Raw genomic sequence first — 9974 nt, forward strand, 5'->3', positions numbered from 1 at the left:
ATCCCTATTTTTTCGTCAAAATAGGGGACTCTTTCCGTTGAGATGTCACGCAATTCCTCTAAATCCACCTTGACTGTCTCAAATGAGACACCACTGGCCAAAAAAATCAATTAATCGAGGTTCCCTAGAGAAGCAAAGAATGCCTAATTTTGTCTTCATAATTAATCTCAAGCAAAATCACAAATCATCTAAAAATTCAGACGCCGGATCGACCCCACTCACCAGCAGGTAATCCCTCGCCTTAGTCAATGCCACATACAGCAGGTGTCGCTCTGTGATGTACACCTCCTCTAGGTCAGCCTCACCGGCCTCGCTCTCGACCCGCCCCTGTTGGGGGATCACCTCATCGTCACAGGCCATTACTACTACAGCCCGGAACTCCAGTCCCTTGGCCAGGTGCATGATGCTGACGGTGATGTGGCCAGGAGCGCAGGCAATGTGATCATCGATTTCTACAGGAGTAGCCCCCGCTGCTTTGATGGCGGCGATCGCACGGTCAAGCTGTGGGTGGTGTCGTAATGAGCCCCTAGCAGAGCAATAGGCTGACTCAGTTCTGTGGAGAATCAGGCGGATGTCCATGTTTGCGCTGACTGACCAAACAAAGTTTAGGATCTTTAGCGCGATCGGGTTTATGACACCGCAGGTCAGAACTAGGAGGGTTACGTTAGATATCAAAGGCGGCTGTCTTAGTAGCCTTCTGTTCTTGGCTGGTTAGCTTGGCAAGGCAATCAGTAAAGGTGTCAGCGATGCGGAATTCCATGACTGAATTACTAACTCTTTACTGCTTCGAAATGTATTCAAGGATTGTGTCTTGTGCTTGAGAATAAGCTTGAGTTTGAGGAGGAATTTTGTCTAAGTAGTCAACTGCTCCTTTCATGTCACCCATCTTTGCGGCATTTTCTGCCTGAGATAATAAATAATCTCCATAAGGATCAAGCCCTAAAGTTCCAGTTAGAATGGCATCTTTTAGATTAATCCCCCGAAGGTTAGCACCCGTTAAATCGGATGCTGTTAAGTCAACTCGTGGCAAATTGGCATTGGCTAAATTAGCCCCCTTAAGATTAGCATTGCTTATTTTTGCTCCAGCTAAATTAGCACCAGATAAGTTAGCCTCTTCAAAGTTCGTGCGACGTAAATCAGCTCCTCGAAGGCTGATACTTCCACTCATGTTGGCGTGGCTAAGATTGGCACCCAAAAAGCTTAGATTTTCCAGTAGCATAGTGCCTGATAAATCAGCATAGCTAAGAGTTGCTAAAGTCATATTGGCGTTGCCTGCAAAACCCCAGAACCTAGCATTTCTAAGATCCGCCCCTGTCAAGTTAGCTCGCGTGAAATTAGCATTACTCAGAATTGCCTCCCCTAAATTGGCTTTCTCTAAGTTGGCATCAGTTAAATCAGAGCTTGTCAAATCAACTTTATAGAGTTGGGCATTTTGAAGAGTCGCTTTTGAGAGATCGGCTAATTTCAGAGAGCCTTCCGATAAGACACTTTCTGATAAATCAGATTCAACAAGATATGCAGCCTCAAATTTTCGCTTAGCAAGATCAATGTTGGTTAAGTCACATTGATAACAGCTATTCATGGAGACGAGATGATTGACATCTTCTGGGTTATTCGCAAGAGCATTCCCAGAAAATGAAAATGAAATGAAAAACAAGACTAATATTACAAGAAAATATGAAGTCATTTTCCTGGCAAAGTGTTGGAATTGAGTCCAAATCATGCTGTTACCTCTAACTAAGTATTTGATGTGAAGAACGGATCTATAAAGAACAGTCAACCCACGCTAAAACTTTCATCACCTCATCCCCTAGGTGGTTAATCACCTTCACCGCAATCCTTTCAGACCTCGGCTTGTCAAAAGGTCGTGAGGTGTCACTATATAAGGGTTCCCAAGCTTCCTCGTCAATCTCAGCCTTGAGCGTAGTTTTCAGGGATTTGTAGGGGTCACTCGCGCCTAAGAAATAGGCACGACGGACGAAGAAACTTTCCTCGTTATAGTCAGTGTCGATGAACCAGCAGGCGATCTCATCCGGGCTACTTGCCCGCACCTCTCCAGACTGAGGATGGAACACATCAATGCCGTGGATCTTGACCTGGATCTGGCCATCCTCCGCTCACCAGAAAATCCTTGCCCTCCGTTATCCCTAGAACAACGGTAATAAAGCCACTCCAAGCTAATTAGCTCCTACTACACATTGTTCACAGGGTTATCTCCAGAACATAGCGAAACTTTGAAATTGCGATCGCATTTCCGGGAAAAAACAATCAAAATTTCACTAAACTGCCCGTGTTCCCTGGGTCTGAGCAGGCTGAGGTCGTTTTTGTGCTTGGGGCGATACTGGGCTGTTAAGTTGGCGTGCCAATAGCAAAACATTGTTGCCAAATTGTTCATACATGCCGATGTCTGCTGTAAAAAAGATTGGAATTACGCAGCATGGAGTACGAAAGGTCATGAGCTTGCTTTTGTTCTTCCTGGCATAGAGAATAATGAGAATTCCCGGAACCAGAAAAATCAAGCTGCCAATTACACTTGAAATAAATGAGATCAGGCCAAAGTAGTTCACCATCCGGAGGAGTGCTGAAAGAATACCCAAACCTCCAAGCAAAGCAAGAAAGTAACCTAAAACAAGTAAAAAATAGTTGGGTGCTTCTTGAAACTCTACATTGTCAATGTTCTGCACTCTAACTTTTATAATCTGCTTGGCTGCACCATTTGTTACAGTTGCTTGAAGAATATCTCCTACTACCTTGGCGCTTGTTCTACCACGCATTGGAATGGGAAGAGGCCCCCAAAGTGCTCCTGGCTTACCTGAAATCTCATTATTAGACATGGTAGATTGACTCAAAGTTTTACCCATGCGAAAACACCTGACTTCGAACGAAGTCTACAAGAATTGGAGTTGCTGTAATTTTTAGGAAGTATGGGGTAATTATCAGATTGGCGACAGAAACCTAAGTGTTAAACTTTTAAAGTTCTCTAAAAGGATTTATTTGTTCTTACTCAATAAATAGTTCCCATCAGGATGATAGAACGATACTTTACTTTGCTTAATAATCTGGAATCAGGAAAACCTAGGACAATATCCAAAGGCCAAGTACCCCCAGAACCCCAGCGCTTATCCAGTAGGGCAAAGGGTTAAGGGAAGGCGATCGCTGGCTACGGCAAAAAACTCTCTCCCAGGCTGAAGCCAAGAAGGGCCACAAAACCAGCAGTGCAGCGGCGGCTAGCCACAGCCCCGATATAGCCTGCTGACTAGCGACCCGATCGATGGATACAATTTCTATGCCATTGATCCGTCCCATCGCTCGCAGCAACCTCAGTAGCCATGCCTGTAGAGCAAAGGACAGGGGGAATAGCAACAACAACATGACCCTTCCCAACGGGTTCGTTGAGTTTGCTGCCATCCATTGCCGTAGTTTTCCGGGAGGATGGGCTAATCGAAATAAAAGCCACTGTCGGCCTTGGGCATGCTCTGGGAGCCGATGGAGCGCGCGAAGGGCATCTTCAACTGACCGGCTAGCTGGGGCCTGATCCGCATTCAGTTCAGAGCACCAAATCGCCACCATCGGCACGATGAACACGCTGGCGGTAAAGATCAGCAAGCCGATGCTGGTAAACAACGCTCCAAACAGCATGGAGAATGACTGGCCCAGCTTGTGAATAATGGCGCTGAACAGCAACCCAATACCACCACCCCCAATCGACATTAGGTAAATGATCTCGCCAAAGAAGAGAACCGTTATCGCTACAAACGACAGAATGAAGGGCAGTAAGAACAGTTGGCTGTAGAGCTTACCCCACTGCTCAATCACCCCTCGAAAGGGGCTACCCGCGCCAATAATCAAGGCATCGCCGTGGCGATAGTGGGCTAATTCATGGAGCAAGATGGCCTCTGCTGCGGGTCGATCTGCCTGCCACAGCTTGACCAGTTGACCAAAGATAGCGATCGCCGTTGTGCGAAATCCCAGTGGGTAGACAAAAGGGGTCTGGTCAAAGCGTAGGCGGTTTGCTCTGACTTCAATCCCTGGGGCATGGTGGTGAATGAATTCTAAGATTTCCACCATTACCGGAGTTGTCGGGCCAGCAGGTTTGAGTTTGTACTTCTGCTCCAGGCGATTGGTTCTAATCGAGGGCCGTAGCAAGGCCAAAATCCCGATAAATAGGGCCAGAGATGGCACCAGTTCTAAAAGACCTGCCAGGCCCAGGATTCGATAAGCGGCATCGGTCACCGGGTCGATACCAGCAGCAGGTGTTTGAAAGAGCTGTTGAATGTTGCGGATCCAGACGGCCACGTAGTAGGGCAGCAGCAGGACGAAGAACACAATCAGCCAGAACCACAGCCAAGGGGGCACCACGTTGCTGCTAACACGGCCTGGAGTAGTCACGGATTTGGCCCCGATTGTTCGATAAATGTGGCGGTGCCCTGAGGATCTTCGAGCAGGGAATTTAAGACTCGAAACGTAATCAGATCAGCTTCATTGGCCTCAATGCCCGCTGTCCTAAGCTCCAGGCCAACCGTATCAATGACTCGCTTCAGAGCCGTGTAGGGGCTGGTATCGGGTAGCTGGTCTAGCTTTTCTTTTGGGGTGACATCTTTACCGATGTCTAGCAAGTCCTTAACGACACCCACAACATTGCCAGTTGCATCGGCAGAGACTAAGGTTAGTATCCACTTGCCCGCTGCGGTAATGCCCCGTAAAACCAAAGGCAATAATGCGATCGCGCTACCAGGGCCAAAGCCTCCAGCAATGCTGGTATCTGTTCGGGTAAATAACTCTTCTCTCGACGCGCCTCCCTCAATGTAGGCATCAACAATATCGAGGGCCAGGTCAGCCTCAGAAGGATCTGCTGCCATTGCTAGGTTGGTGGCCCAATCGTTCAACTGATCCATATCTTCCCCCTAATGCAATTACTCAGGAGGATAGTTCAGCTCCAGGGAATTCTAGCCCCATCGTCTAAATCCTTTAATGTCTGGGGGATCGCAAGCCTTATCAGACAATGGGCTCTGGGGCTGAATTGACTGGAGTTGTCATTCGCTGGCCCTAGCCTCCTTCCAAACCCCTACCCCTGCCTCCTTGGCCTGGTCTTCAGCTCCAGCAATTACTCCACCATTGGAGCAGTCATTCACCGCCGCATCTGTGTAGGCCATGCCGTCTAAGACCATCTGACTGTTGAGGCGGATTTCCTCAGCACCCCCGGTAGGCACAAACACCTCAGCCAACAGCCGGTCTTCTGGGTCACGGGCCACGGGTACCACCCCATATCGCCCTCAGCGCTACTGGCTAAGAGCTGCTTGAGATAGTCGAGACTTTCCTGCCCTAGGGGTTCATCTAGTGCTGGGGCATCAATTCCGCAGAGGATGGCTCTCTCTGTGCGATCGCCCTGCACCAGCGTCAGTGTTTAGTCATTCTGTACTGCTTCAACGGCCCAGTATTCAGTCTGCTGCTCGGCAAAGCGCTGGGTTTCTCCCCGCTGCACCATATCTATCATCGCGCAACCCGTAAGACTACCTAGAGTAACGGCTAAAACAGGCAGCAAATTAACGGTTTTCATCTTTGCAATCCCATAGTGTGCCTGACTTGGGAAACGGCATTGGGAAAGGATGAACATCCCTGATTATTTCTCCTCATCCATCAATCCCCGATACCGCTCTGGTAGCGCCCCTTCTCGCCAGAGCTTTTCCATGATTGCATCGCGCAACCACGCCGTCCGGTTCTTCTTCTCCCGCATCAGCCCATCAATATCCTCCGGCAACCGCACACAAAGGGGCCGCTCTGCCATGGCCACCTCCCCCTGCTGCTGGAAGCGAGTCAAATAATCTCTGCGGGGAGCCTCATCACTCATTACCGGAAAACTCCACAGTAGGGGTGTCAGATTCACCCCAAGTATACGAGGCATCAATCTCTCTCGACTATCGATCAGTGGGGCTTATTGGCCTGCCAATTTTTTCCTGGAAATTATCAGAAACTCTCATCGAAAACCTTGTAAAACCCCTCCCTAAGCCTTGCAACCCGCGTATACATGGGCTGAAATAAAAGAGTCAGAGAAAAGAACAGGACGCCGGAGCCACAAAGTACGGGGAACCTGCTGTTACCGCAGCCACCGGAGCTGATTCCGATGTCCCCCACGACTGAAAACTGACCAAGTTCAATATCACCTTCGCTTACATACGGTGATGCCCCGGAGCGCTACCAACGACCACCGGGGCACTGCCGGATTCACTTTCATTTTGGGAGAAATGACCGTGTTACCCGCATTCACTAATTCTATCCAAACCGAGATGGCCGAGCAGGCCGAGGCCGCTTACGCCGAACGCTATCTCGATGGCAGCACCGATGCTGCCATGGGTCGCCTGCCCGAATATGCCCACGACGCTTATCTGGAAGGCTATATCGCCAAGCTCAAAGAGTTGCCCAAAGACCCTCTTGGGCGGCTAATCCACTACACACCCAGGCAGCACTTCGCCTTTGGCTATGTGGACAGCCCCAACCCCTGTAGCTGTGACGACGAGTTCTAGACCGATTTATTTCCACGCATCAGGGCAGAGCTAGGGCTTTGCTCCCTTCACTTCATTTTTCAAGGAGACTTCCCATGACCACGTCAACGACCGTGACCGCCGCTGCTCAAAACGGCCACAATCCCCACGCTGCTGAAACGTTGGCTCCTGCATCCAAGCACGACGAATTCGATACCGCTGACTACGAAGACGGGCGGGAATCCTTGCCCTACCTGCAAATGTTGAATTATCAAGACCCCAACCAGGCTGGCTTTTTCATCACCGTTGAGAATATGGAGGCGTCTTTCTTTGTTCCCAACGAAGATTGGTCGCTGCACACAGCTACGTTTCAGCGGGGCGAAACCGCTAAAGGCTATCGCTCTTTGCTGGCCCGACTGCTGATTCTGGGCAAGTCCAAGCTGCTGATGTATGACCGCGATAGTGGCGAGTTCATCAGTGACTTTCAAAAATCCACCTACGACCGCACCATCCACTTGCTGAAGCAGCGCTATCTGGTCTACCTGATTACCAAAGATAAGCAGCTGATGCAGGACTCCCCGCTGATGCTGACCACCAAGGGTTCCTTCTGCGGTAGCTTTGGCGATACCGTGCGGGCGTTCCATAGCGATATGAGCAAGGCTTACGGGGAAGCAACGGGTGCCAAGAAGCCACGGGGCGATCGCTTCATGGCGCTCTCGGTGCTGGCGGTGCGGGTGGAGCCAGCACTCAAGGGCAAAGAGAAAAAGTCCTGGGTGTGCTCGGTGGCGGGCTACGGGCAGCCTACCGCCGAGAACTGGAAGTCCTACTTTGTCGGCTACGACGAGGTCATCAAAGCCCGCATCTTGCGTGACTTCGAGACCTGGGCTGATTTTGGTAAGGGCGCAATGAATCCCCCTGCCCAAAGCCCATTGGATGGATCCGCCTTTGGCTACGACGACTTCTAGAGACTATTCCCACAGCCCGGAGACATTTCTTCGGGCTGTTTTCTTAATCCCCTTCAGAGGACTTCACGATGTCACTGCCCTACGAAGACGACCTCAAAGCTCTGATTGGTGGTCAGGTGCGCCATGCCGGGCTAAGCGACGATGGCTACCCCTACCTGATCATCACCAAGCCCGACGAATCCCTGATCTTCTATGTCATCGCCCAGTGTGATGCCGAGGGCAATGGCCCTGGGTTTCTGGAACTGAACGAACAGCCAGGTCACGTTGCTGAAGGCTAATTCTGTTACCCACCACTTTGTTGTCACCCTGAGAGCGATCGCCTTCGGGGTTTCTTTTTGGGAGTCTACCCATGCAAACCCCACTTCATTCCAGCGTTAATGACGCTTCACCTACCCCTGTCCGAGATTTCAACGTCCCAGCCCTGATTGATCGCCTGGGCAACTTCTCCGATGCCTACTTTGATGCCGCCTGGATGCATCTAAGTGTGGACGAGGCTGAAGCGCTGGCTGCTTTGCTGATTCATCAGCTCACGAGATCGCTCTCCGGCAGGCTGCTTACGGCCTACCTCCACGCCCTGCGTTCTGGGGAAAGCCTTGATCTGCCCCCGATCAAGATCCGGGTTCGCTATCCCATGCGGTATCTACCGGTCAATTTCCCTGACGAAGCGCCGTTGCCGGTATTTCTCTATGGCGACCCTGTCCGCTGGACTGCCGATACCCTGACTACCGGCACCGTCATCGGGCGCTACTTTGCCTATGCCCATCACCGGGGCTGCTGGGCCTGGAACTACCTGGTCTGGCTCAATGACCCCAGCGGCCAGGTACTGGCCGATAGCGCCTGGGAAGATGACCTGGAGGCCATGCCATGACGCGCCCTTTGACTGATCGGGAATTGGAATTGATTCAGATCTATGCCCGCTGTCGCCTGGGCCTTTCGCCACAAGCCTTTTACAGCAAGTGGGGGGTCAGCCACGAACTCATTGCCGCCATCTGCTCCCGCTCTCCCTTCACTGTGCATCGCTGGTTTTTGCAGGGGCAAGACTACCGGGCTCCCAGTGTTAGCGACCTGCGGCATTTAGCCCTGATGGATTTCATGCTGGAGCACTTCGAGACGATGCCCACTGACCTCATGGCCCTGCTCTGCGCTGGAGTCGCCCTCAACGCATCCGAAGAATCCAGGGACGCGAGCACATAACCTCATTTTTTTCAATATCCAGCGGATATTTCTTTCCGAAATTTCGTTGCCTAGGGTGAGCAAATGATCCTGAATCGCTCACCTCAACGCCTATGCAATCGAGGTCTTTACACCATGCTTCAACAATGTCAGACCGGCTCGGAAGGTCACCGGGTCGCTATCGAGATTCAGCGCATACAGAGCGCCCTTCATCAGGTCGGCTTTCGCACCCGCAAACAGCCTAAGCAGCCCATTTGGTCGATTACGGCCCCTGAGGCCCAGAGCTACCGGCTCAGCTTTCAGCCCGTCCCTATTAGTGGCTGGGTACTGCATCCCATTGATGAGACTCCAGTTCGACAGCAAATCACCGAAATTGTCCAGTCGGTGCTGGCTCCAGAGCGGCTGTCCTGGCTGCAGGTGCTAGCCTCAGACACCGAGCTGCATCCTGATTGTCGGCCCTGGGCGATCGTGATGATCCGCGATGCCGTAAGGCGATCAGTCATTACTCGCTTTCGGAATCGGCAGGATGCGGATGATCACCTCAGGGCCATGCGGCGACATATTCCGCAGGGGGTCTTTGAGGTGATGTTTGATCTGTCTGAGTAGCCAACTAGAGCTAGTACATCTGTATGATGTACAATAATCCCTTTTTTGATTCAAGGCGCTACCGTGGAAGTAGCCATTCCTTATCTCTGGGCCTTCTTGGTGATCTGCCATGCAAACCATTCAAATACAGCTTCCAGATACGATCTTTTCAGCGCTACGGAAGGCCCCAGACGAATTCGTGCGAGAAATGCGCATTGCCGCTGCGGTCAAATGGTATGAATTGGGAGATATCTCGTAGGAAAAAGCGGCTGAAATTGCTAACCTCAGCCGAGCTGACTTTATCAATACTCTCGGACGTTATCGGGTTTCGGTTTTTCAGTACACTGCCGAAGAACTGGCCGAGGAACTGAATGGACTGGAGTAGTCAGGTCGTCGTCAACGCTTCGCCTTCAATTGTTCTGTGCAAGAGTGGCCAGGTAGAGTTGCTGCCCAAGCTATTCAGCCGCATTGTGGTTCCGCAGGCCGTTTACCAGGAAATTACGTCGACTAAGGCCGATAGTGCGGCTATACAACTTCCCACCCTATTCTGGATCAACGTGGTGTCCCCAGCGATTAACCCAGTAATTTTAGCCTGGGATCTTGGGGCAGGTGAATCAGCTGTGCTCAGCTTTGCTTTGGCGAATCCTAGGGCGTGTCATCAAATAAGCCAGATCATGGAAGCCGCGATGTAAATCGCGCTGAGAAACGTTTCGGCTAGCTTGTCGTAGCGAGTGGCAATGGCTCGATACTGCTTGAGCTTGGCAAAGAAATT

15 protein-coding genes and 1 pseudogene are annotated in these 9974 nt (G+C 51.0%); 7 read left to right on the forward strand and 9 right to left on the reverse strand.

Translation table 11 applies throughout. The features are described 5' to 3' along the window. Positions 1 to 177: 177 nt before the first annotated feature. The 8 genes from VB780_RS31070 to VB780_RS31105 all read right to left on the reverse strand — a co-directional run bounded on the left by VB780_RS31070 (position 178) and on the right by VB780_RS31105 (position 5902). Positions 178 to 579, reverse strand: a complete 402-nt coding sequence (locus tag VB780_RS31070) for a 3'-5' exonuclease (RefSeq protein WP_323355069.1) — start codon at positions 577 to 579, stop codon at positions 178 to 180. A 199-nt stretch (positions 580 to 778) separates the two neighbouring features. After that, on the reverse strand, positions 779 to 1723 hold the full coding sequence (locus VB780_RS31075) for a pentapeptide repeat-containing protein (protein WP_323355070.1): 945 nt from the start codon (positions 1721 to 1723) through the stop codon (positions 779 to 781). Positions 1724 to 2279: 556 nt separating this feature from the next. Beyond that, the gene (locus VB780_RS31080; protein ID WP_323355071.1) at positions 2280 to 2861 is read right to left on the reverse strand and encodes a hypothetical protein; all 582 of its coding nucleotides are present in this window, start codon (positions 2859 to 2861) and stop codon (positions 2280 to 2282) included. A 214-nt stretch (positions 2862 to 3075) separates the two neighbouring features. Continuing rightward, positions 3076 to 4389: a hypothetical protein gene (locus tag VB780_RS31085; protein ID WP_323355072.1), complete on the reverse strand. Its 1314-nt coding sequence runs from the start codon at positions 4387 to 4389 to the stop codon at positions 3076 to 3078. Then, the gene (locus VB780_RS31090) at positions 4386 to 4895 is read right to left on the reverse strand and encodes a hypothetical protein (RefSeq protein ID WP_323355073.1); all 510 of its coding nucleotides are present in this window, start codon (positions 4893 to 4895) and stop codon (positions 4386 to 4388) included. The genes VB780_RS31085 and VB780_RS31090 overlap by 4 nt, the downstream gene beginning before the upstream one ends. A gap of 138 nt (positions 4896 to 5033) precedes the next feature. Continuing rightward, on the reverse strand, positions 5034 to 5252 hold the full coding sequence (locus tag VB780_RS31095; RefSeq protein ID WP_323355074.1) for a thermonuclease family protein: 219 nt from the start codon (positions 5250 to 5252) through the stop codon (positions 5034 to 5036). A 152-nt stretch (positions 5253 to 5404) separates the two neighbouring features. Beyond that, positions 5405 to 5557 carry a hypothetical protein gene (locus VB780_RS31100; protein WP_323355075.1) on the reverse strand — a complete coding sequence of 51 codons (153 nt, stop codon included), beginning with the start codon at positions 5555 to 5557 and terminating at the stop codon, positions 5405 to 5407. A gap of 63 nt (positions 5558 to 5620) precedes the next feature. Beyond that, positions 5621 to 5902, reverse strand: a complete 282-nt coding sequence (locus VB780_RS31105) for a hypothetical protein (RefSeq protein ID WP_323355076.1) — start codon at positions 5900 to 5902, stop codon at positions 5621 to 5623. Between the two features lie 277 nt (positions 5903 to 6179). On the opposite strand from VB780_RS31105, the gene VB780_RS31110 reads away from it, so the two are divergent. The 7 genes and pseudogenes from VB780_RS31110 (at position 6180) to VB780_RS31140 (ending at position 9587) form a co-directional block, all read left to right on the forward strand. After that, on the forward strand, positions 6180 to 6521 hold the full coding sequence (locus VB780_RS31110) for a hypothetical protein (RefSeq protein ID WP_323355077.1): 342 nt from the start codon (positions 6180 to 6182) through the stop codon (positions 6519 to 6521). A gap of 74 nt (positions 6522 to 6595) precedes the next feature. Further along, complete coding sequence (locus VB780_RS31115) at positions 6596 to 7444, forward strand: DUF5895 domain-containing protein (RefSeq protein ID WP_323355078.1); 849 nt, start codon at positions 6596 to 6598, stop codon at positions 7442 to 7444. A 68-nt stretch (positions 7445 to 7512) separates the two neighbouring features. Further along, positions 7513 to 7722 carry a hypothetical protein gene (locus tag VB780_RS31120; protein ID WP_323355079.1) on the forward strand — a complete coding sequence of 70 codons (210 nt, stop codon included), beginning with the start codon at positions 7513 to 7515 and terminating at the stop codon, positions 7720 to 7722. Positions 7723 to 7793: 71 nt separating this feature from the next. Then, on the forward strand, positions 7794 to 8312 hold the full coding sequence (locus VB780_RS31125) for a hypothetical protein (RefSeq protein ID WP_323355080.1): 519 nt from the start codon (positions 7794 to 7796) through the stop codon (positions 8310 to 8312). Continuing rightward, entirely contained in the window at positions 8309 to 8638 is a 330-nt protein-coding gene (locus tag VB780_RS31130) for a hypothetical protein (RefSeq protein ID WP_323355081.1), read from the forward strand. The genes VB780_RS31125 and VB780_RS31130 overlap by 4 nt, the downstream gene beginning before the upstream one ends. A 114-nt stretch (positions 8639 to 8752) precedes the next feature. After that, on the forward strand, positions 8753 to 9223 hold the full coding sequence (locus VB780_RS31135; protein WP_323355082.1) for a hypothetical protein: 471 nt from the start codon (positions 8753 to 8755) through the stop codon (positions 9221 to 9223). Between the two features lie 109 nt (positions 9224 to 9332). Next, positions 9333 to 9587, forward strand: a pseudogene (locus VB780_RS31140) (UPF0175 family protein). 273 nt (positions 9588 to 9860) lie between these two features. Here VB780_RS31140 and VB780_RS31145 read toward each other — a convergent pair. Continuing rightward, positions 9861 to 9974, reverse strand: a 114-nt coding sequence (locus tag VB780_RS31145; RefSeq protein WP_323351805.1) for a transposase, incomplete at its 5' end; no start/stop codon positions are given.

This window comes from Leptolyngbya sp. CCNP1308, assembly GCF_034932455.1.
GTDB lineage: Bacteria > Cyanobacteriota > Cyanobacteriia > Phormidesmidales > Phormidesmidaceae > Nodosilinea.

What these genes read in the sequence shown, in the direction of transcription:
- VB780_RS31070 (WP_323355069.1), bottom strand. Translation starts at nt 579, where the DNA reads ATGGACATCCGCCTGATTCTCCACAGAACTGAGTCAGCCTATTGCTCT.
- VB780_RS31075 (WP_323355070.1), bottom strand. Translation starts at nt 1,723, where the DNA reads ATGATTTGGACTCAATTCCAACACTTTGCCAGGAAAATGACTTCATAT.
- VB780_RS31080 (WP_323355071.1), bottom strand. Translation starts at nt 2,861, where the DNA reads ATGGGTAAAACTTTGAGTCAATCTACCATGTCTAATAATGAGATTTCA.
- VB780_RS31090 (WP_323355073.1), bottom strand. Translation starts at nt 4,895, where the DNA reads ATGGATCAGTTGAACGATTGGGCCACCAACCTAGCAATGGCAGCAGAT.
- VB780_RS31100 (WP_323355075.1), bottom strand. Translation starts at nt 5,557, where the DNA reads ATGAAAACCGTTAATTTGCTGCCTGTTTTAGCCGTTACTCTAGGTAGT.
- VB780_RS31105 (WP_323355076.1), bottom strand. Translation starts at nt 5,902, where the DNA reads ATGCCTCGTATACTTGGGGTGAATCTGACACCCCTACTGTGGAGTTTT.
- VB780_RS31110 (WP_323355077.1), top strand. Translation starts at nt 6,180, where the DNA reads ATGCCCCGGAGCGCTACCAACGACCACCGGGGCACTGCCGGATTCACT.
- VB780_RS31115 (WP_323355078.1), top strand. Translation starts at nt 6,596, where the DNA reads ATGACCACGTCAACGACCGTGACCGCCGCTGCTCAAAACGGCCACAAT.
- VB780_RS31120 (WP_323355079.1), top strand. Translation starts at nt 7,513, where the DNA reads ATGTCACTGCCCTACGAAGACGACCTCAAAGCTCTGATTGGTGGTCAG.
- VB780_RS31125 (WP_323355080.1), top strand. Translation starts at nt 7,794, where the DNA reads ATGCAAACCCCACTTCATTCCAGCGTTAATGACGCTTCACCTACCCCT.
- VB780_RS31130 (WP_323355081.1), top strand. Translation starts at nt 8,309, where the DNA reads ATGACGCGCCCTTTGACTGATCGGGAATTGGAATTGATTCAGATCTAT.
- VB780_RS31135 (WP_323355082.1), top strand. Translation starts at nt 8,753, where the DNA reads ATGCTTCAACAATGTCAGACCGGCTCGGAAGGTCACCGGGTCGCTATC.